15 protein-coding genes are annotated in these 20,252 nt (G+C 60.4%); 7 read left to right on the top strand and 8 right to left on the bottom strand.

Annotated features, from left to right (window positions below):
- Positions 1 to 130: 130 nt before the first annotated feature.
- On the top strand, positions 131 to 2,155 hold the full coding sequence (locus tag KI235_RS29905; protein WP_027912847.1) for an autotransporter outer membrane beta-barrel domain-containing protein: 2,025 nt from the start codon (positions 131 to 133) through the stop codon (positions 2,153 to 2,155).
- 63 nt (positions 2,156 to 2,218) lie between these two features.
- On the opposite strand, the gene oadA is transcribed toward KI235_RS29905, so the two are convergent.
- Positions 2,219 to 4,027 carry a sodium-extruding oxaloacetate decarboxylase subunit alpha gene (gene oadA, locus KI235_RS29910; RefSeq protein WP_003206980.1) on the bottom strand — a complete coding sequence of 603 codons (1,809 nt, stop codon included), beginning with the start codon at positions 4,025 to 4,027 and terminating at the stop codon, positions 2,219 to 2,221.
- Between the two features lie 12 nt (positions 4,028 to 4,039).
- A complete protein-coding gene (locus tag KI235_RS29915) occupies positions 4,040 to 5,455 on the bottom strand; it encodes an acetyl-CoA carboxylase biotin carboxylase subunit (protein WP_003206982.1) in 1,416 nt (471 codons plus the stop codon).
- 187 nt (positions 5,456 to 5,642) lie between these two features.
- Here KI235_RS29915 and KI235_RS29920 point away from each other — a divergent pair, with 187 nt between their 5' ends.
- Positions 5,643 to 6,605: a LysR family transcriptional regulator gene (locus tag KI235_RS29920; RefSeq protein ID WP_013694598.1), complete on the top strand. Its 963-nt coding sequence runs from the start codon at positions 5,643 to 5,645 to the stop codon at positions 6,603 to 6,605.
- Here KI235_RS29920 and KI235_RS29925 read toward each other — a convergent pair.
- The 3 genes from KI235_RS29925 to KI235_RS29935 all read right to left on the bottom strand — a co-directional run bounded on the left by KI235_RS29925 (position 6,547) and on the right by KI235_RS29935 (position 10,982).
- Positions 6,547 to 6,756, bottom strand: coding sequence for a hypothetical protein (locus KI235_RS29925; RefSeq protein WP_013694599.1), 210 nt, complete (start codon positions 6,754 to 6,756; stop codon positions 6,547 to 6,549). The genes KI235_RS29920 and KI235_RS29925 overlap by 59 nt on opposite strands.
- 162 nt (positions 6,757 to 6,918) lie before the next feature.
- A complete protein-coding gene (hexR, locus tag KI235_RS29930; protein WP_003187110.1) occupies positions 6,919 to 7,785 on the bottom strand; it encodes a transcriptional regulator HexR in 867 nt (288 codons plus the stop codon).
- A 323-nt stretch (positions 7,786 to 8,108) separates the two neighbouring features.
- On the bottom strand, positions 8,109 to 10,982 hold the full coding sequence (locus tag KI235_RS29935) for an EAL domain-containing protein (RefSeq protein WP_027912848.1): 2,874 nt from the start codon (positions 10,980 to 10,982) through the stop codon (positions 8,109 to 8,111).
- A gap of 261 nt (positions 10,983 to 11,243) precedes the next feature.
- Here KI235_RS29935 and uvrD point away from each other — a divergent pair, with 261 nt between their 5' ends.
- The 3 genes from uvrD to KI235_RS29950 all read left to right on the top strand — a co-directional run bounded on the left by uvrD (position 11,244) and on the right by KI235_RS29950 (position 15,163).
- The gene (gene uvrD, locus KI235_RS29940; RefSeq protein ID WP_212795406.1) at positions 11,244 to 13,427 is read left to right on the top strand and encodes a DNA helicase II; all 2,184 of its coding nucleotides are present in this window, start codon (positions 11,244 to 11,246) and stop codon (positions 13,425 to 13,427) included.
- 312 nt (positions 13,428 to 13,739) lie between these two features.
- A complete protein-coding gene (locus tag KI235_RS29945) occupies positions 13,740 to 14,615 on the top strand; it encodes a Tim44 domain-containing protein (protein ID WP_013694601.1) in 876 nt (291 codons plus the stop codon).
- Between the two features lie 140 nt (positions 14,616 to 14,755).
- Complete coding sequence (locus KI235_RS29950; RefSeq protein ID WP_003187120.1) at positions 14,756 to 15,163, top strand: SMI1/KNR4 family protein; 408 nt, start codon at positions 14,756 to 14,758, stop codon at positions 15,161 to 15,163.
- 13 nt (positions 15,164 to 15,176) lie between these two features.
- Here the strand turns inward: KI235_RS29950 and KI235_RS29955 are convergent, their stop codons facing one another.
- On the bottom strand, positions 15,177 to 16,940 hold the full coding sequence (locus KI235_RS29955) for a cation:proton antiporter (protein ID WP_003206991.1): 1,764 nt from the start codon (positions 16,938 to 16,940) through the stop codon (positions 15,177 to 15,179).
- 278 nt (positions 16,941 to 17,218) lie between these two features.
- On the opposite strand from KI235_RS29955, the gene KI235_RS29960 reads away from it, so the two are divergent.
- Complete coding sequence (locus KI235_RS29960) at positions 17,219 to 17,704, top strand: acyl-CoA thioesterase (RefSeq protein WP_003206993.1); 486 nt, start codon at positions 17,219 to 17,221, stop codon at positions 17,702 to 17,704.
- 138 nt (positions 17,705 to 17,842) lie between these two features.
- Here the strand turns inward: KI235_RS29960 and pdxY are convergent, their stop codons facing one another.
- Positions 17,843 to 18,715: a pyridoxal kinase PdxY gene (gene pdxY, locus KI235_RS29965; protein WP_027912849.1), complete on the bottom strand. Its 873-nt coding sequence runs from the start codon at positions 18,713 to 18,715 to the stop codon at positions 17,843 to 17,845.
- 119 nt (positions 18,716 to 18,834) lie between these two features.
- Between pdxY and KI235_RS29970 the strand changes: the two genes are divergently transcribed.
- Positions 18,835 to 19,257 (top strand): DUF3301 domain-containing protein, encoded by a 423-nt coding sequence (locus tag KI235_RS29970; RefSeq protein ID WP_013694603.1) that lies wholly within the window; start codon positions 18,835 to 18,837, stop codon positions 19,255 to 19,257.
- A 12-nt stretch (positions 19,258 to 19,269) separates the two neighbouring features.
- On the opposite strand, the gene KI235_RS29975 is transcribed toward KI235_RS29970, so the two are convergent.
- A complete protein-coding gene (locus tag KI235_RS29975) occupies positions 19,270 to 20,235 on the bottom strand; it encodes a CobW-like GTP-binding protein (RefSeq protein ID WP_013694604.1) in 966 nt (321 codons plus the stop codon).
- Positions 20,236 to 20,252 lie beyond the last annotated feature (17 nt).

Below are 20,252 nucleotides of genomic sequence, written 5' to 3' on the forward strand. Positions count from 1 at the left end.
ACACTGATCGCAGCACGAGCAGCCTACAAATTTCATCCGCCGAATCTTTCCAATGGCGAGGAGATAGCTGGCATCGCCGCCCAGGGTGAAATTTTTAAAGTTCGACCTCCTTCATGAGAGGCCGCACTCAATGCCGACCCAACACTTATACCTGCCCCAACATCTTGCTCTGGCAATCGCCTTGGCCCTTGGCTGCGTGGATGTTTCGATGGCTCAACAACCTGCCGATATCCCCACGACTGCCGAGCTGCAGGAGCGTCTCAAGGCGCTCGCAGAAGCTCCAGATACCAAACATCACAATGTCGACAAACCTCGAAAAACCGGCATGAAACTGACCAAGGCCAACGACTTGGTCAACATCAGCGCAAATGGTGCGTTCGGCGGAATGGTTGATGGCGGTGGCGGAGCCAACGTGTTGCGATTGGACGACGCCGCGCACTCTAAATTGGCTAAAACCCGTAATTTCCTGGCCTTGCACGTCACGAAAGGCGAATGGGAGCACACCGGGAGCTTCACTGGCTGGGGAGTGATCGAGCCAGAAACCAAATTGATCAACACCGGCCTTATCGACGGACAGATCGGAGTTCTCGGTGAGTTTGACAACAAGGGAGATGTTGCAAATAACGCGATTGTCGAGCCAGGTGCTCGCATGACGAACGCTGGAACAGTGACCGGTCGTGTGGATGTGCGAGAAGGCGCAACATTCAGCGGTACCGGGACAGTGGGCTTCCTGAACGTCGAGGGGCAATTGGAGGTAGGTCCTGAAATAGGTGCACCCTTTGCCAAGGACTTATCGTTTTCCCCAACCGCCGTAGTGACCTACGGCGTCGATGCTGATGGCCATAGCTCAACGATCAACGTTGAAAATACCGCAACCTTGAACAACGCAACGCTAAGGATCGTCGGTGTATCCGGCGAGTACATTGAGGCAAAAGAGCATACCGTCATCAAAGCAGGGCAGATCGTCGGGGAGTTCGGGTCGGTAGTCAGCGAGCTGGAATTCATGACGGCGACATTGCACCCCACCGAGACGCAGGTCAGCCTAACCTACGCGCGCAACGATGTTCCGCTCAAGACGGCAGCAACTTCTGATCCTGCTCGCGCAGTTGCAGACAGCATTGAAAAACCGCAACCGGCCAAACCTACTCCCAAACCCAACGCCGCCATCAACGCCCTACTCGGCAGCAACCTGATCACCGCCGCCAACGCCCTCGACCAATTGAGCGGCTACAACACCGCCGACCTGGGCAACGCCACCCTAAGCAGCGTCGCGCCGATCAGCACTGGAATACTCTCGGCCATGGACTCGACAAAGCCCGGGGGCGCACGGGGCGACGGCCAAGTCTGGGTCCAGGCCATCGGTAACAGCGGCAGCATCGGTAGGCAATTGGGAAGTTATTCCCTGAAACATTCAACCAAGGGTTTGATGCTAGGCACCGACTGGGCTGTCAGCCCTGCTTGGCGCTTGGGAATACTCGGCAGCAAAACGCAAACCCGGTTGGACAGCCGTCAATTCGACGGCCAGCTCGACAGCTGGCTGGTAGGTGCCTATGCCTTGCGCCAGGACGGGCCGCTGGCGCTGCGCCTGGGCGCCGTTTATGGCCGTCATGACGGCAGCACCAAGCGCCACGTGGCGTACAACGGTTTCAGCGATCGCCTCAAGGGTCGTTACGATGCCAACACGCAACAGGTCTTTGGGCAAATCGGCTACAACCTGGACGCCGGTCATTTCGCTATCGAGCCCTATGTCCAACTGGGCTATCAACACTATCAGCGTGATCGGTACACCGAGAAAGGAGGAGATGCCGCGTTGCAGTTCGATGCTCGCACTCAGGATCATTACCACAGTGACCTGGGCCTGCGCCTCGCCCGCCCCTTCCCGCTTGACCAAGGCATGCGCCTGACACCCCGCTTGAATCTGGGCTGGAAACACCTGTACGGCGAGGTCAGGGGCCGCGCCCATCAACGCCTGGTCAGCGCCGGCACGACCTATACCGTCGAAGGTATCGAGTTGGACCGTGACAGCCTGCTCCTGGAAGCCGGGCTGGACCTGGCCGTTTCACCACGGCACACGCTAGGGCTGAACTATCGCGGTGAAACGGGGCAGGACAACCGCAACGGTGCACTGATGGGCCAGTGGCGAATGATGTTCTGACGGGCAAAAAAAAGGGGAGCACATGCCCCCCCGAGGTTAAAACGTTGTATCGAGGCTGTTTATTCAGCCTTCGATCTCGATCAGGATCTCGCCCGGGTTGACCCGGTCGCCCTTGGCTACATGAATCGCGGTGACCTTGCCGGCGATGGCCGCCTGCACTTCGGTTTCCATTTTCATGGCTTCGGTAATCAGCACTGCTTGACCGGCCTTCACTACGTCGCCTTCCTTGACCAGCACATCAACGATGTTGCCCGGCATGGTGGTGCTGACATGGCCTGGTGCAGTGGCTTGCTTGCGCTTGCTGCTGCCACCGCCGACAAATTCATTGAGCGGTTCGAACACGACCTCTTCCGGCATGCCATCGATGGACAGGTAGAAGTGACGCTTGCCTTCGGCCTTGACGCCCACACCGGTGATATCGACGCGATAGGTTTCGCCGTGGACGTCGATGACGAACTCGGTCGGCACGCCTTCGCCGCCCGCCGAGCTCACGCTGCCCGCCTCAGGGATTGGCAGCAGCACTTCCGGGGTCAGGGTACCGGCTTCGCGTTCTTCGAGGAATTTGCGACCGATGTCCGGGAACATGGCGTAGGTCAGTACGTCCTCTTCGGACTTGGCCAGCGCACCGATTTCACCGCGCAGCTTGGTCATTTCCGGCTTGAGCAAATCGGCCGGACGCACGTCGATCACCTCTTCGCTGCCGATGGCCTGGCGACGCAGCTTCTCGTTCACCGAACCTGGCGCCTTGCCGTAACCGCCCTGCAGATAGAGCTTCACTTCGTTGGTGATGGTCTTGTAGCGCTCACCGGCCAACACGTTGAAGAACGCCTGGGTACCGACGATCTGCGAAGTCGGGGTCACCAGCGGCGGGAAGCCGAGGTCTTCGCGCACGCGCGGGATCTCCGCCAACACTTCGTTCATGCGGTTCAGTGCGCCCTGCTCTTTCAACTGGTTGGCGAGGTTGGAGATCATCCCGCCCGGCACCTGGTTGACCTGGACGCGGGTGTCCACGGCGGTGAACTCGCTTTCGAACTGGTGGTATTTCTTGCGCACGGCGTAGAAGTACAGGCCGATTTCCTGGAGCAGTTCCAGGCTCAGGCCGGTGTCGAACTCACTGCCCTTGAGGGCCGCGACCATCGACTCGGTGCCCGGATGGCTGGTGCCCCAGGCGAAGCTGGAGATCGCGGTGTCGATGTGATCGGCACCGTTTTCGATGGCCTTGAGTTGGCACATCGCGGCCAGGCCGGCGGTGTCGTGGGAGTGGATGAACACCGGCAACGATTGCTCGGCTTTCAGCGCTTTCACCAGCTCGCCAGTGGCGTATGGGGTCAGCAGGCCGGCCATGTCCTTGATCGCCACAGAGTCGCAACCCATGGCTTCCATTTGCTTGGCCTGGGCCACGAACGCGTCGATGGTGTGCACCGGGCTGGTGGTGTAGGCGATGGTGCCCTGGGCGTGCTTGCCGGCGGCCTTCACCGCTTCGATGGCGACTTTCAGGTTACGCACGTCGTTCATTGCATCGAAAATACGGAACACGTCGATGCCGTTGACCGCAGCCTTGGCCACGAACGCCTTGACCACGTCATCGCTGTAATGGCGGTAGCCCAGCAGGTTCTGGCCGCGCAGGAGCATTTGCAGACGGGTGTTGGGCAGCGCAGCGCGCAGTTGGCGCAGGCGTTCCCACGGGTCTTCTTTCAGGAAGCGCACGCAGGCGTCGAATGTCGCGCCGCCCCACACTTCCAGCGACCAATAGCCGACTTTGTCGAGCTTGTCGCAGATCGGCAGCATGTCTTCGGTGCGCATGCGGGTGGCGAGCAGCGATTGGTGGGCGTCGCGCAGGATTGTGTCGGTAACAAAGATCTTCTTGGACATGGTCATACTTCCTTACAGGCCTGCGTGGGCGGCAATGGCGGCGGCGATGGCCAGGGCCAGCTCTTCGGGTTTGCGCTTGATCGAGTAGTTGGTCAGTTCAGGGTGGCTTTCAACGAAGCTGGTATTGAACTGGCCGCTGCGGAATTCCGGATTGCGCAGAATCTCCTGGTAATACGCGGCGGTGGTCTTGACCCCCTGCAGGCGCATGTCATCCAGGGCCCGCAGGCCACGGTCCATTGCTTCTTCCCAGGTCAATGCCCAGACCACCAGTTTCAGGCACATCGAATCGTAGAACGGCGGAATGGTGTAGCCGGTGTAGATCGCCGTGTCGGTGCGCACACCCGGGCCGCCAGGGGCGTAATAGCGGGTGATCTTGCCGAAGCTGGGCAGGAAGTTGTTTTTCGGGTCCTCGGCGTTGATGCGGAACTGCAACGCAAAACCACGGTGCTGGATGTCTTCCTGCTTGACCGACAGCGGCAGCCCGGAGGCGATGCGGATCTGTTCGCGAACGATGTCGATACCGGTGATTTCTTCGGTGATGGTGTGTTCCACCTGCACCCGGGTGTTCATCTCCATGAAGTACACCTCGCCTTCGGCGAGCAGGAACTCCACGGTGCCGGCATTTTCGTAGCCCACGGCCTTGGCGGCACGCACCGACAGATCACCGATGTAGGCACGCTGCTCGGGGGTCAGCTGCGGGCTCGGGGCAATTTCGATCAACTTCTGGTTGCGGCGCTGGATCGAGCAGTCACGTTCGAACAGGTGCACCACGTTGCCGAAACTGTCGCCCAGGATCTGCGCTTCGATGTGCTTGGGATTGACGATGCATTTTTCCAGGAACACTTCCGCCGAACCGAATGCCTTGGTGGCTTCGGAAATGACCCGCGGGAAGGCCTGTTCGAGTTCTTCGCGGCTGTTGCAGCGACGGATACCACGACCGCCGCCACCGGACGTGGCCTTGAGCATCACCGGGTAACCGATCCGATCACCTTCGGTCAGCGCTTCTTCAATGCCCGATACGTTGCCTTCGGTGCCCGGCGTGACCGGCACACCGGCCTTGATCATGCTGCGGCGCGCTTCGGTCTTGTCGCCCATGCGGCGAATGACTTCTGCCGAAGGGCCAATGAATTTGATTCCGCGTTCAGCGCAGATGTCTGCCAGTTCGGCGTTTTCCGAGAGAAAACCGTAGCCGGGGTGCAAGGCATCACAGCCGGTTTCCACCGCCAGGTTCACCAGTTTGCGCGGGTTCAGATAGCCGGCCAGCGGATCGGCGCCAATGCTGTGGGCCTCGTCCGCACGTTTGACATGCAACGCATGGCGATCCGCGTCGGAGTAGACCGCGACCGAGCGAATGCCCATTTCGGCGCAAGCGCGCACGATGCGGACGGCAATCTCACCACGGTTGGCGATCAGGATCTTTGTTATCAATTGGAGGTTCCCTTGAGCCGGTGATACCACGGCCTGGGATCCAGGCCGACGCGTGACCAGATGTAACAATTGGTCGCAGCCCCACACTAGTCCTGGCTGTTGATTAACAAAAATGAATATTTATTGGGTCGTGCATAAGCAAAGACTTATAGTTGAGCTATTCGTCTCGGCCCAGGGTGCTTAGAAAATGCGTAAGTCATTGATGCGTATGACATTGCGTCAATTGCAGATTTTCAACGAGGTGTGCGACCTGAGGTCCTACAGCCGTGCAGCTGATGAAATGTCTCTCACACAACCGGCCGTTAGCCTACAGATTCGTTCCCTGGAAGAGCTGATTGGCCAACCGTTATTTGAGTATGTCGGCAAAAAACTCTACATGACCGAAGCCGCCGAAGCCCTGCAACGTGCCAGCCGGGACATCTTCGGACGCCTGGAAAACCTCGATATGCAGCTCTCGGACATGCAGGGTTCGCTGCAAGGCCAATTGAAGCTGGCGGTGGAGTCCAGCGCCAAGTACTTCGTCCCGCACCTGTTCGCCGCGTTCAAGCGCCAGCATCCGGAGGTCAACCTGAACCTCACGGTGGTCAATCGCGGCCAGGTCATCCGCCGGCTCTCGGACAACCGTGACGACTTGGTGATCATGTCCATGGTTCCCCAGGACATGGGCCTGGAATTCCTGCCATTTCTCAACAATCCAATCGTCGCCGTGGCGCCGCCCGATCATCCGTTGTGCCACATGGGCCCGCTGCGCTTGCAGGACCTGGAGCCCTATACGCTACTGTTGCGCGAACCGGGGTCCGGCACGCGACTGGCCTGCGAGGAGTACTTCAAGGAGAAACGGGTGCATTTCACCCAGACACTGGAGGTGGCGTCGGCGGAGGCCCAGCGCGAGTGCGTGGTGGCCGGGCTGGGCGTGGCACTGTTGACGCGCCACGCCGTGAGCCGGGAATTGTCGTCCGGCGCACTCATCGAGCTGCCGGTGGAGGAGTTACCGCTGTACCGCAGCTGGTGCCTGGTTCAGGCCCGAGCCAAACGCCTGTCACCGGTGGCTCATGCCTTCCTGGCATTCGTTCGCGGTGAGCGCGCCCAGATCATTGGCCTGGTTGAGCGTTTCGACGGGAAGCCGCCGGCGCTGCCTGCCAGTAACTGAACTCTGCCGCGTCAGGAAATTCGCTGATTTCGGCCAGGAGCTGGCGCTGTTCATAGCGGTCTTCGATGGCACGACGAAACGCCATGCGGCGCTGGTCTTCCTGCTGACGACGGGTTTTGACGGCGCTGCGTTCTTCGTAGGACTGGGTCATGTCGAGACTCCCAAGACGTATACGGGAGCTTTACGATGACGGAGCGGGATGACGGTTTGGCGGCGCGAAGATTACAAGACGATGAATTTGGGCAGACGCCACCTGTGGTGAGGGAGCAAGCTCCCTTGCACAAAAGCCCCCCTCGACCTCTGGGATTGGGACTCAGTCGTCCAGCGCCTTCACCGACTTGGGCGACAGCCGCAAGCTGCGAAGGCTGCGCTTCACGCTCTTGAGGTGGTTGACCAGGCTTGGACCACGGGCCATGGCGACCCCCATTGCCAGCACGTCGATCACCACCAGGTGGGCGATGCGCGAGGTCAGCGGCGTGTAGATCTCGGTGTCTTCATGCACGTCGATGGCCAGGTTCACCGTGGACAGTTCCGCCAATGGCGTCTGGCTCGGGCACAAGGTAATCAGCGAGGCACCGCTTTCGCGCACCAGGTTCGCGGTGATCAGCAAGTCCTTGGAACGCCCCGACTGGGAAATGCAGATCGCCACATCGGTAGGTTTCAAGGTCACCGCTGACATGGCCTGCATGTGCGGGTCGGAATAGGCCGCTGCCGTCAGCAGCAACCGGAAGAACTTGTGCTGGGCATCGGCTGCCACCGCGCCCGAGGCGCCGAAGCCATAAAACTCGACACGCTGGGCCTGGGACATGGCCGTGACGGCTTTTTGCAACGCCACCGGGTCGAGCTTCTCGCGAACCTCCATCAGCGTATGCAGGGTCGTGTCGAAGATTTTCAGGCTGTAGTCAGCAACGGAATCGTCTTCATGGATCGCAAACTGACCGAAGCTCGCGCCGGCGGCCAGGCTTTGCGCCAGTTTGAGTTTCAGGTCCTGGAAACCCGAGCAACCGATGGCCCGGCAGAAACGCACGATGGTCGGTTCGCTGATGCCGACGCTGTGGGCAAGATCGGCCATGGAGCTATGCATCACGGCCGCAGGATCAAGCAGTACGTGATCGGCGACTTTCAGCTCCGACTTGCGTAGCAAGTGGCGTGACTGGGCGATGTGTTGCAACAGGTTCAAGGGGCTGGACTCTTGTTATGGGCAGATGCCGGGATGTAGCAAGCTTGTAGTTATACTACAAGAATTGGCTTTTTGCCCGTCCAAAACGTAACTGGATTGCCTCGCAGCCCCTTTGTTTTGGCCGAGGATCCGCCGATGTAGCAGCTTGTGCCGTAGCGCAAACCTTCAACGCTGCCGATCCGCTGATTTCCAGGCCAGTCCTGAGCTTCCAACCCGGGGGAAATCGTCTATTGGTCATTAGCCAATCACCCAATAATTTGCTCCCATGACTTCCCGTGAGACGAATTCGTTGCCTGAGGGGAAGTTATCGTCGTGGCCCAGGCTCATTCAACCAGGTGTTGCGCCCGCAACAACCCCGCCAGCCCCTCAGCCTCCACCGGCCGGCTGATCAGATACCCTTGAACCTCATCGCAACGTTCATTCCTGAGGAATTCGAGCTGCTCCTGCCGCTCAACGCCTTCGGCCACGACCTTGAGCGACAACCCATGGGCCATTGCAATGATTGCCCGGGTAATTGCCGCATCCACGCTGCCCTCACCCAACCCGCGAATGAACGCCTGGTCGATCTTCACGTAATCCACCGGGATGCGTTTGAGGTAACTCAGGGATGAGTAGCCGGTGCCGAAATCGTCGATCGCCAGCTTGACTCCAAGGTCACGCAATTGCTGGAACGTGGCGATGATGTGTTCGACGCTGTCGAGCAACTGGCTCTCGGTCAACTCCAGCTCCAGATACTGGGGCGCCAGGCCGGTTTCCTCCAACACCTGCCGCACCAGGCTGACCAGCTTGCCCTGGCGCAATTGATGCACCGACAGATTGACGGACACCCTGATCGGCGCGAGCCCCTGGCGCTGCCATTCGCATGCCTGCCAACAAGCCTGGCGCAATACGAATTCACCAATCGGCCCAATCAACCCGGTCTCTTCGGCCAGGCCAATGAAATCCCCAGGTGGAACACGGCCCATGGCCGGATGATCCCAACGCACCAACGCCTCGGCGGCGTTCAGGCGACCGGTCGCCAGGCACAGTTTTGGCTGATAAAAAACCTTCAGTTGTTGCTCTTCCAAGGCCTTGCGCAACTGATTCTCCAGTTGCAGGCGCTCCAGCGTGCTGGCCTGGAGGCTGTCGGTGTAGAACTGGAAATTGTTGCCCCCCAAATGCTTGGCATGTTGCATAGCCATGTTCGCCTGGCTGACCAGCATGGCAACTTCCCGCGTGTTGTCGGGCAACAGGCTGATGCCGATCGAGGCACTGAGCACCAGTTCATGGCCTTCTATGGTCAGTGGCACACGCAGCTTGGCGGCCAACCGAGTCGCCACCCGCGCCAGGCTCGAAAGGTTGCCATAGGCATCGAACAACACCGCAAACTCATCGCCCGATAGCCGCGCGATGGTATCCGCCTCGGGCAGCGCATTGATCAGACGTCGTGCCATTTTCTGCAACAACTGGTCGGCGATGTCATGGCCGAGGCTGTCGTTGAGCAACTTGAAACGGTCCAGGTTGATATGCAGCAACGCCAGGCTGCGCCGTCCGCCTTGGCGCACACGCTGATGAGCTTCGTGCAGGCGTTCGCGAAACAGCGAGCGATTGGCCAGCCCGGTCAATTCGTCGTAATGGGTCAGGTAGCGCATCCGCTCTTCGGATTCGCGTCGCGCCGAAAGATCGGCGAAGAAGCCCACGATATGGCTGACATTTCCCCGAGCATTGCGCACGACGTTCAGTTGCAGCCATTGCGGATACAACTCGCCGTTGGCCCGCGCCTCCACCAACTCACCCTGCCAGGTGCCGTGTTGCTTGAGCGCTTGGCGAATGATGGGGTAATGCCGGCGTGCATCGCGACTGCACGGTAGGTCCACCACATTGCGCCCGAGCATCTCATCGATATTGAAACCGGTGACCCGCGTGAACGCCTGATTGGCAGCGAGTAGCACGTAGTGGGGGTCGAAAATCACGATACCTTCGCTGGCGGCTTCGAACACCGTGGCCGCCAGTTGCCGTTGCTGCTCGAGTTCCTTGCTGGCGCTGATGTCTCGCCGGGTGCCGACCATACGCAGCACCCGTCCGCTCACGCTGCGCTCCACGGCCCGGCCGCGGTCTTCGATCCAGACCCAGTGGCCATCGCCGTGGCGCACACGGTATTCGATCTGGTAATCCTCGCTGCGGCCCTTGAGGTGTTCGACCAAGGCCCGCTTGAGCGCCGGCAGGTCCTGCGGATGCAGACGCGGGGTGAGATGAGTGAGCATCGCCGTGATGTATTCGGGTTCCAGGCCGAAGAGTTCCTTGAGCTGAGTGTGATGGACTTCGTCAGTCTGTAGATTCCAGTCCCACAACCCCAGCTCGCTGGCTTTGAGCGCCAGGGCCAGACGCGCCTCACTCTTGCTCAACGCCTGGCTGGCGACCTCCAGTTCAAGACTGCGCTGCGCTACCCGCGCTTCCAGGCCAACCTGGGCCGCCCGTAGTTTTTCCTCCGCAGAACGGCGTTGTTCGACCTCCCGGGCCAGCGCGTCGTTGAGCTGGGCGCCGCGGGTTTGTGCTTGCTGCAGATGCTCGATCAGTGCCTGGTTCTGGAAGCGTCGCAACAGGCCGCTTTGGATCAAGCGGTTGACTTGCCAGGCGACCACGCTCAGCGAGACCAGCACGATCAGCCCAAGCCAGCCCCACCCGCGTTGCTGCTCGTCGCCGCCCCAGAAGAGGTAGCCGATGGCCGGTAACAGGCACGGCAAGGTAAAGGACAGGAATGCGGGAAGGCTCACCGCGTAGGCCACGCTGGCCGACAGGGCCGCCGCGCCAATCAGGCCGAATACCCAGGCCTGTTGCTGGAAACTGTCAGCCGGGACCAGCGCGATACCGGCCCCAGCCAGCGTCAGGCCGGTCATCGCCGAGCCGAGCAAAAACATACGCAACCAGATCGGGTGTGCCTGGCGGCTCGGCATCGCCGAATCGAAGGCCGCCACCTGGATCACCCGCAAGGCCACCAGCGACAACAACCAGACGAGCCAGACGCTGACCAGGAAATAGCGCCGCGGCTCCCATAACAGGGCGGCGCAGACCAGACCATTGAGCAACATGAACAACGTAGGCAGCAGCGAGCCTTGATACAGCAGACGTGTGCGCTCGACCGCCATCTCCATGGCGTACTGCTTGCAGATGACCCGCGGCTCCACACAGGGGCCCGCCGGATCGGAATTGAGGGTCATTGGCACTGTTTTTGTTCTTATTCAGTGGAGCGTGGAGAACCCGAAACAAACACCGAGCATACACAAGCCACGGGGCATCCCACACTGCCCCAGCTCATAAAAACACGGAAAAAAGTCGCTGTTTCATTGGGTGGCGACCCTTTCGAGCGAGTCCCGCCAACGCCTGTAGCCTGTGACCCGCCGGTCATCATCAAGCGGTCTTTTATCGGCTGATGCAAAGCTCGGTTTGCCCGGGGTGACGCCGCACCCTAGAATGCCCCGATGCGCGATGATCTCTCCCTTCTGCTGAACTCCCTCAACGATGCCCAACGTCAGGCCGTAGCAGCCTCCGTGGGTCGTCAGTTGGTCCTGGCCGGTGCCGGCTCCGGTAAAACCCGAGTGCTGGTGCACCGTATCGCCTGGTTGATCCAGGTCGAGAACGCCTCGCCCCATTCGATCCTGTCGGTGACGTTCACCAACAAGGCCGCGGCCGAGATGCGCCATCGCATCGAACAACTGATGGGCATCAACCCTGCCGGCATGTGGGTCGGCACCTTCCACGGCCTGGCGCACCGCTTGTTGCGTGCGCATTGGCAAGAGGCCGGGCTGAGCCAGACCTTCCAGATCCTGGACAGCGACGACCAGCAACGCCTGGTCAAGCGGGTGATCCGCGAGCTGGGCCTGGACGAGCAGCGCTGGCCGGCCCGCCAGGCCCAATGGTTCATCAACGGCCAGAAAGACGAAGGCCTGCGCCCGCAGCACATCCAGGCCAGCGGCGACCTGTTCCTGGCGACCATGCGCAGCATCTACGAAGCCTACGAGGCGGCGTGCCAGCGCGCCGGGGTCATCGACTTCTCCGAGCTGCTGCTGCGGGCGCTGGACCTGTGGCGCGACAACCCAGGCCTGCTGGCCCATTACCAGAAGCGCTTCCGGCATGTACTGGTGGACGAATTCCAGGACACCAACGCCGTGCAATACGCCTGGTTGCGCCTGCTCGCCAAGGGCGGTGACAGCCTGATGGTGGTGGGTGACGATGACCAGTCAATCTACGGCTGGCGCGGCGCCAAGATCGAGAACATTCACCAGTATTCGGCGGATTTTCCCGACGCCGAAGTCATCCGCCTGGAACAGAACTACCGCTCCACCGCCGGCATCCTCAAGGCCGCCAACGCCCTGATCGCCAACAATACCGGACGCCTGGGCAAGGAATTGTGGACCGACGGCGGCGAAGGCGAAGCGATCAATCTCTACGCCGCCTTCAACGAACACGATGAAGCCCGCTACGTGGTGGAAACCATCGAAAGCGCGCTGAAAACCGGCCTGGCCCGCAGCGATATCGCCATCCTGTACCGTTCCAACGCCCAGTCGCGGGTGCTGGAAGAGGCCTTGCTGCGCGAGCGAATCCCCTACCGCATCTACGGCGGCCAGCGCTTCTTCGAGCGTGCTGAAATCAAGAATGCCATGGCCTACCTGCGCCTGATCGAAGGACGCGGCAACGACGCCGCCCTGGAACGGGTGATCAACGTGCCAACGCGGGGCATCGGTGAGAAAACCGTCGAAGCGATTCGCGATCACGCGCGCCACTGCCATGTGTCCATGTGGGAAGCCATGCACCAACTGGTCGCCAACAAAGGCATGACCGGTCGCGCCGCTGGCGCCCTGAAGGCCTTCATGGACCTGATCGAAGACCTGGCCGCCAAGTGCGGGGAAATGCCTCTGCACTTGATGACCCAGACCGTCATCGAGCAGTCCGGCCTGATCGCCTACCACGAAGCGGAAAAAGGCGAGAAAGGCCAGGCTCGGGTGGAAAACCTTGAGGAACTGGTCAGCGCTGCGCGCAACTTCGAAAGTACCGAAGAAGACGAAGACCTGACGCCGCTGTCGGCCTTCCTCGGTCACGCCTCCCTGGAGGCCGGTGACACCCAGGCCGACGAACACGAAGACAGCATCCAGCTGATGACCCTGCACAGCGCCAAGGGCCTGGAATTCCCCTACGTGTTCCTCGTGGGCATGGAAGAAGGCCTGTTCCCCCACAAGATGAGCCTGGAAGAACCGGGACGCCTGGAAGAGGAACGGCGCCTGGCCTACGTTGGTATCACCCGTGCCATGCAGAATCTGGTGCTGACCTACGCCGAAACCCGACGTTTGTATGGCAGCGAGACCTACAACAAGGTGTCGCGCTTCGTACGCGAAGTACCGAAAGGCCTGATCCAGGAAGTGCGGCTGTCCAACAGTGTCAGCCGTCCGTTCGGTGGCGGCCAGCAGCAAAGCACCAGCAGCCTGTTCGGCGGCAGCGACATCCCGGAAACCGGCTTCAGCCTCGGCCAGACCGTACGGCATTCGGTATTCGGCGACGGCGTGATCCTCAACTTCGAGGGCGCTGGCGCCCAGGCGCGGGTGCAGGTGAACTTCAGCGAAGGCAGCAAGTGGCTGATGCTGGGGTATGCCAAGCTGGAAGCGATCTAAAAATTTCGTAAGAAGCACCTTGCTGTGGGAGCAAGGCTTGCCCGCGAGGCGGTGGCACATTTGACACAGGTGCGTCAGACAGATCGCTATCGCGGGCAAGCCTTGCTCCCACAGGTATCTCTCCCTATCCCACATTAGTTTCCGACCGAACTTATTTACTTTTCCTACAGCCCAAAGCGAACAAGCCTTCTTGCACAGCCCAAGCTGAACCTAAGCTGTCACGCAAAAGCCCGAAACACTCTGTCGCTAGCCAGCAACAGTTCAGCTGTGCAACATGGCGCGCGTGCTATCCACAAATGGGAATGCCTTTATATGAAACGTTTTCTTAGCATCGCCATGGCGCTGTGCATTGGCCTGACGATGGCCATCGACGCCAATGCCGCCAAGCGCTTTGGCGGTGGTAAAAGCTCGGGCGCTGCCCCGACTCACCAAACCAGCCAGATGGCACCGTCCTCTGCCGCCGGTTCTACCGCTGCCACCGCAGGCGCTGCCGGTGCCGCGGGCGCTGCCACCAAGGCCAGCGGTGCTTCGCGCTGGCTCGGCCCCCTGGCCGGCATCGCCGCCGGTGGCTTGCTTGCCTCCATGTTCATGGGCGACGGCTTCCAGGGCATGCAGATCTTCGACATCCTGATCATGGCGGTCATCGCCTTCCTGGTCTTCCGCTTCATTGCCGCCCGTCGTCGCAAGCAGCAGGAGCAATTCGCTCCAGCCGGCCACGCGCCGATGCAGCGTGAAGTGTTCAACCAGCAGCCTGCCAGCGGTTCGATCTTCGGTGGTTCGGCAGCGCCTGTGGCCGCCCGTCCGGTCATCAATGCGCCGGCCTGGTTCAACGAACAACGCTTCATCGAAGCCGCGCGCAGCCACTTCATGTCCCTGCAGCAGCATTGGGACGCGAACGAAATGGACAAGATCGCCGAATTCGTGACCCCGCAACTGCTGGAGTTCCTCAAGCGCGAGCGGGCCGAACTGGGTGATGGCTTCCAGTCCACCTACATCGATAACCTGCACGTGCAGCTGGACGGCGTCGACGATCGCGCCGACAAGACCATCGCCACCCTGACCTTCAGCGGTGTGTCGAAGGATTCTCGCTTCGACAAGGGCGAAGCGTTCAGCGAAAGCTGGAACATGGAACGTGCCCAGGGCGATGACCAGCCTTGGCTGGTGGCCGGTATTCGCCAGAACGGTTGAACCTTTGCCCGTTTTGCATGTTGAAATAAAAGAACCCCGGCTCAGGCCGGGGTTTTCTATTTCGCGGTTGCATCTATAGCGAGCTACTGTATAAACCGCTCCATATAAAACCGCGCCATCGAGAAAGAGGATCCCCGGACGTGGAAGAAATCATCGAACAATTGCGTGAAGCCAACGAGCCCGTACCGGTCCCGCTGGAGTTGCCCGACGAAGACTTGCTGGTAGAGATCGAAGAGCAGCTGTTCATCGATATCCCATTCGTCTTCAGGGAGTTTTTGCTGACCGTCAGCGATGTCGTCTATGGCAGCCTGGAACCGGTGACCGTCACCGATCCACAATCCCACACCTACCTGCCGGATGTGGCCGCCAATGCCTGGGATGCCGGTGTCGACCGCAGCCTGATCCCGATCTGCCAGGACGGCGACGATTATTATTGCGTCGAAGAAGACGGCACTGTGGTGCTGTGGCAGGCCGAAGAAGAACTGATCGCCGAAGAAACCTGGGAATCAGTCTGGCACTGGGCGCGGGACGTCTGGCTGGAAAGCTGAGCCCCACGGCCGGTCAATGCCCGGACGACTCCTTGTGATTGTCCAGGGTTTCAAGCAAGGCCACCTGCATGCGCGTATGCAGGCGGATGAACCAGCGCCAGAGCAATGCCGCCACGGCAGTCGCCACCACGGCGATCAGTACGAGCAACTTGTTGGTCGGCAGAATGCTGGCCGACAAGGCTGCCAATAGCAGGAAAATCACCAGCAACGAGAGAATCGGGATCACTTCGGCGATCACCCGACGCACGCGCTGGGTGTGGCGGCCAGCCATCTCCGGCTTCACGCCCATCTCCGCCAGCAGCATCGACAGCGCCTTGAGCTTGCGATAGGCGGCGATCAGGAACGGTAGCGACAGCAGCAACGCCCCGCCCCAGATCAATGCCTTCTGCCAGCTCGGGTCGCTGATCCACGCTTGCAGGTACGCCGACATCCGCTCGGCGAAAAAACCACCCGAAACAAAAATCGCGATGACCAGCGCCAGGTTGACCCCGACCTGCAGCAAAATCCGCCTGATCATCGAGGCCACCACCGCCCCCTCTCCGTGGGGCTGGATGCTGCGCAGCCATTCGCCATACATCCCCAGCACCCGCGTCAACCGTTGCGGCATGACCGTCGCCAACTTGACGGACAGCGGGTCGGCGGCCCGGATCAGGTACGGCGTCAGCAGAGTAGTCAACACCGAGACGGCGACCGCAACCGGATAGAGGAAATCGCTGGTGACCTGCAGGGTCATCCCCAACGACGCGATGATGAAAGAGAATTCGCCGATCTGCGAAAGGCCCATCCCAACGCGCAGCGAGGTGCGTCCGTCGTTGCCGGCGATAAAGGCACCGAGGCCGCAGGACAACATCTTGCCGAGCACCACTGCGCCCGTGATCACCGCAATCGGCCAGGCGTATTGCAGCAAGATCGCCGGGTCGAGCATCAGCCCGATGGCGACAAAGAAGATCGCGCTGAACAGATCGCGCACCGGCTCCACCAGCCGCTCGATTTTCAGCAGTTGCCGGGACTCAGCCATGATCGCACCGATCAGAAACGCCCCGAGCACCATGCTGTATTCCAGCTTCACCACCAGCAGGCAGAAGCCGAAACACAAGCCCAACACGGTAATCAGCAGCATTTCGTTGCTGTCGAACTTCGCGACGTAGGCCAGTACCCTCGGCACCAACAGAATGCCGACGACCAACGCGACGATCATGAACAACGACAACTTGCCCACCGTGGAAAATACCTCGCCGGAGCTCACGGTGCCGCTGACAGCAATGCTCGACAGCAAGGCGATGATGCCAATGCCCAGAATGTCCTCGACGATCAACACCCCGAAAATCAGCTGCGCGAAGCGCTCGTTCTTCATCTTCAGGTCGTTGAGGGCCTTGACGATGATGGTGGTGGAGGAAATGGCCAGGATCGCGCCGAGGAACAGCGAGTCCATGGTGCTCCACTCGAACCAGCGGCCGATTTCATAGCCGATCCAGATCATCAGCACGATTTCGAGGAACGCCGCGATGAAGGCCGTGGCCCCAACCTTGAACAGTTTGCGCAGGCTGAACTCCAGGCCCAGGCAAAACATCAGGAAGATCACCCCAAGCTCGGCCAGGGTCTTGATCGTGTCTTCGTCGTGGATAAAACCGAACGGTGGCGTATGCGGGCCAATGATGAAGCCCGCCACGATGTAGCCCAATACCACCGGTTGCTTGAAACGATGAAAGAGCACGGTCACCAGCCCCGCTGCCATCATGATGATTGCCAAGTCTTGAATGAAACTGATGGCATGCATGTCGGAGCTCCCTGTTCAAATGACTCATCGCAGAGCTGGAGAAATCCATTTCCTCTGTAGGAATTGCCCTCACAACAGGCTTTTGAAGGGTAACACCGCGACTTCCGACAAAAAGACGGTGCAATATATGGAAACAGATCCATCGGCGCGTGACGGCAACCACAGGCGCAGCGTCCCGATATCGGTGGTTTTTAAAACCTGGTGACCTGTTTGCAGGCCACCCACCAGCACCCGCAGAGGTGCACTCCCGAATTGCTGCCTTGAACCGTGAGTACGTTATGGAACCCGGAAACGCCCAGCTGTCGATGACGGTGTTAATGACCCCCGATATGGCCAACTTCTCTGGCAATGTCCATGGCGGCACCTTGCTCAAATACCTCGACGAAGTCGCCTACGCCTGCGCCAGCCGCTACGCCGGGCGCTACGTGGTGACCCTGTCGGTTGACCAGGTCATCTTTCGCGAGCCGATTCATGTCGGCGAACTGGTGACCTTCCTGGCATCGGTGAACTACACCGGCAACACGTCGATGGAAGTGGGCATCAAAGTCGTGACTGAAAATATTCGCGAACGCTCGGTGCGCCACACCAACAGTTGCTTCTTCACCATGGTTGCGGTGGATGACCTGCGTAAACCCGCAGCCGTGCCGCCCTTGCAGCCGCAAAACAGCGAAGAAAAACGCCGCTACGAACAAGCCCAGCAACGTCGGCAGATTCGCCAGGAGCTGGAAAAGCGTTATCAGGACATCAAGGCAGACGGGCCTTGACCGACCGCCGAAGATTCAACTGTGGGAGCGAGCTTGCTCGCGATGGCGATCGATCAGCCAATATTGATGCTGACTGACACACCGCTATCGCGAGCAAGCTCGCTCCCACAGGGATTTTACAGCATTTCCACGGTGCGATCAGAGGCTGATCGGCACAGCCTCGAACCGCACCCGTGGATGGGCGATCCGGTCTTGGGCGCGGACCAGTTCCAGTTCATAGCTGGTGCAAGCCTGGGTTTCCAGTAGTACTTCATGCACCGCCGCGGCGGTGAATTCGAGCGCCGCCACCAGGCTGTCCCCCAACAGTATCCGTGCCAGGAACAACCCCGAGGTCAGGTCACCCACGCCCACCGGTTGGCGCGGGAAAGCCAGCAGTGGACGGCGCAGGTGCCAACTGCCATCGGCGGTCACCAACAGCATTTCGAAGCTGTCATCCGGCTTGCCAGGGTAGGCCAGGTGCTTGACCAGCACCGCCTTCGGTCCACGAGCCAGCAACGCCCGGGCCATGGCCAGGCAGTCGAGCAAAGACTGCGCCTTGCGTCCCGAAAAACTGTCCAGTTCCAGTTGGTTCGGGCACATGAGGTCCGCCACGGCGGCGGCTTCTTCCAGGAGAAACTCACTCACCTCGGGCGCCACGATGCAGCCTTTCTCTGGATGTCCCATGACCGGATCACACAGGTACAGCGCCTTCGGATTGGCGGCCTTGATCCGCGCCACGCCCGTCAGAATCGCCCGCCCCTGGGCCGCGCTACCCAGGTAACCGGACAGCACCGCATCGCAGTTACCCAGCTCACCGATGGCCGCAATGCCTTCTACCAATATCGGTATCTGCTCTGGGGCCAGCACTTCACCGGCCCATTGGCCGTACTGGGTGTGATTGGAAAACTGCACGGTGTTGAGCGGCCAAACGTTCACGCCAATCCGCTGCATCGGAAACACTGCGGCGCTATTGCCGGCGTGTCCGAATACCACGTGGGACTGAATGGCAAGCAGATGAGGCGTACGTTTCATGCGGGAAGTTTCCGTAAAACGATTGAAATTCAAGCCGCGCAGTATGCGACTAAACGCAGCCTATACGACAGACCGGCGAGACAGTTAAGCTGGCAGCAACTTGTTGGAGCACTTCGTTCATGCTGACCCTTGGAAACATTTTCGTGCTGATGCTGCTGGCTACCGGCGGCGCCTGGCTGTGGCACAACCATGGCTTGCGCGAACGGGCGTTGGCGAGGGTCATGCAGCACTGCGCCAACCTCAAGATCGAGCTGCTGGACGGCAACGTGGCGCTGAAAAAAATCGGTTTCGTGAAGGACGCCAGCGGACGACGACGCCTGGCACGCGTCTACACCTTCGAATTCACCGTCACCGGTGAAAGCCGCCATTCAGGCACCATCACCCAGTTTGGCGCCCACAGCGCACACATCGAACTGGCGCCCTACCCGATGCCCTTCGAAGAAACACCGCCACCCCCCATTGAACCGATCCACACCAGGCCCAGGGCTGAAGTCATCGAGTTGAGCCAGTGGCGCCAGGAACACAACAAGTGGAAGCCTTGAAACAGGGCTGACTCAGCGACACCGACAATTCGCCAGCCCGGCTTGCAGACCATCAACGTCTTGCGCCTGATCGAAAATCAGCTCGATCCGAGAATCCTGGCGCCACTCACTGGCTTGCCAGCCCAGCGCCGCCCCCTCCAGCGCATTGGCTGAAACCCAGCCGTCGACGCTGTGGATAACCATCTTCGCCCGTCTCCAGTCTTGGCCTTGTAGCCATCGCTCCAGTGCCGCTGCGTCGAATTGCTGGCTGGGGTGCCAGCGCCAACCAATACTCCAGCCACCTTCCTGCTGCTGATGCAGGCAGATCGGCAGCGTCGGGTCGGACCAGATGGCCGGTATCTGGCCCAAGCTCCTCGGTAGATTCAAGTTATCCACAACCCCACTGCCCCGAGCCGCAAGGCCTGGTAATCGATCGATCGGCAGCGCAGCCTGCTGCGTCCAGTACAACGCACGCCCTGAGAGTTGCGCCTCCAGCCGTTGGCGATCGGCTTGTGTGAGGGTCTCGGACTTGTTCAGCACCAGCAGTCCGGCATCCGCCAGGGTTTGTTGCTGCGCGTCGGGCAAAGGCTTGCCGTCCACCATCGCCCGGGCATCCAACACCAGCACACAGGGTTGCACCGCCAGCACGCCGAGCCATGGCGCTTCGCTCAGCTGGCGCATCAACTGCGCCGGATGCCCCAGGCCCGAGGGCTCGATGAATAGCCGATCCGGCCTGGCCTTGCGCAGCAAACGCCCAAGACCGATCTGAAACGGCGCGCCGTTGACGCAGCACAAGCAGCCACCGGCCACTTCGCCCAGTGCGATACCATCGCCAGCCTGGGTCAGCAACGCGGCATCCAGGCCGATCTGACCGAACTCATTGATCAGCACCGCCCAGCGTTCATTGGCCGGTCGCTGCGCCAGCAGATGCCTGATCAGGCTGGTCTTGCCGGCGCCCAAGGGACCGGCGATGACATGGGTGGGAATGTGCTGCAACATAATCGACGGCTTTCGAT

The sequence above is a fragment of the Pseudomonas sp. St386 genome (assembly GCF_018325865.1).
GTDB classification, from domain to species: Bacteria; Pseudomonadota; Gammaproteobacteria; order Pseudomonadales; family Pseudomonadaceae; genus Aquipseudomonas; species Aquipseudomonas brassicacearum.

What these genes read in the sequence shown, in the direction of transcription:
- KI235_RS29905 (WP_027912847.1), top strand. Translation starts at nt 131, where the DNA reads ATGCCGACCCAACACTTATACCTGCCCCAACATCTTGCTCTGGCAATC.
- oadA (WP_003206980.1), bottom strand. Translation starts at nt 4,027, where the DNA reads ATGTCCAAGAAGATCTTTGTTACCGACACAATCCTGCGCGACGCCCAC.
- KI235_RS29920 (WP_013694598.1), top strand. Translation starts at nt 5,643, where the DNA reads ATGCGTAAGTCATTGATGCGTATGACATTGCGTCAATTGCAGATTTTC.
- KI235_RS29925 (WP_013694599.1), bottom strand. Translation starts at nt 6,756, where the DNA reads ATGACCCAGTCCTACGAAGAACGCAGCGCCGTCAAAACCCGTCGTCAG.
- KI235_RS29935 (WP_027912848.1), bottom strand. Translation starts at nt 10,982, where the DNA reads ATGACCCTCAATTCCGATCCGGCGGGCCCCTGTGTGGAGCCGCGGGTC.
- uvrD (WP_212795406.1), top strand. Translation starts at nt 11,244, where the DNA reads ATGCGCGATGATCTCTCCCTTCTGCTGAACTCCCTCAACGATGCCCAA.
- KI235_RS29945 (WP_013694601.1), top strand. Translation starts at nt 13,740, where the DNA reads ATGAAACGTTTTCTTAGCATCGCCATGGCGCTGTGCATTGGCCTGACG.
- KI235_RS29955 (WP_003206991.1), bottom strand. Translation starts at nt 16,940, where the DNA reads ATGCATGCCATCAGTTTCATTCAAGACTTGGCAATCATCATGATGGCA.
- KI235_RS29960 (WP_003206993.1), top strand. Translation starts at nt 17,219, where the DNA reads ATGGAACCCGGAAACGCCCAGCTGTCGATGACGGTGTTAATGACCCCC.
- pdxY (WP_027912849.1), bottom strand. Translation starts at nt 18,715, where the DNA reads ATGAAACGTACGCCTCATCTGCTTGCCATTCAGTCCCACGTGGTATTC.
- KI235_RS29970 (WP_013694603.1), top strand. Translation starts at nt 18,835, where the DNA reads ATGCTGACCCTTGGAAACATTTTCGTGCTGATGCTGCTGGCTACCGGC.
- KI235_RS29975 (WP_013694604.1), bottom strand. Translation starts at nt 20,235, where the DNA reads ATGTTGCAGCACATTCCCACCCATGTCATCGCCGGTCCCTTGGGCGCC.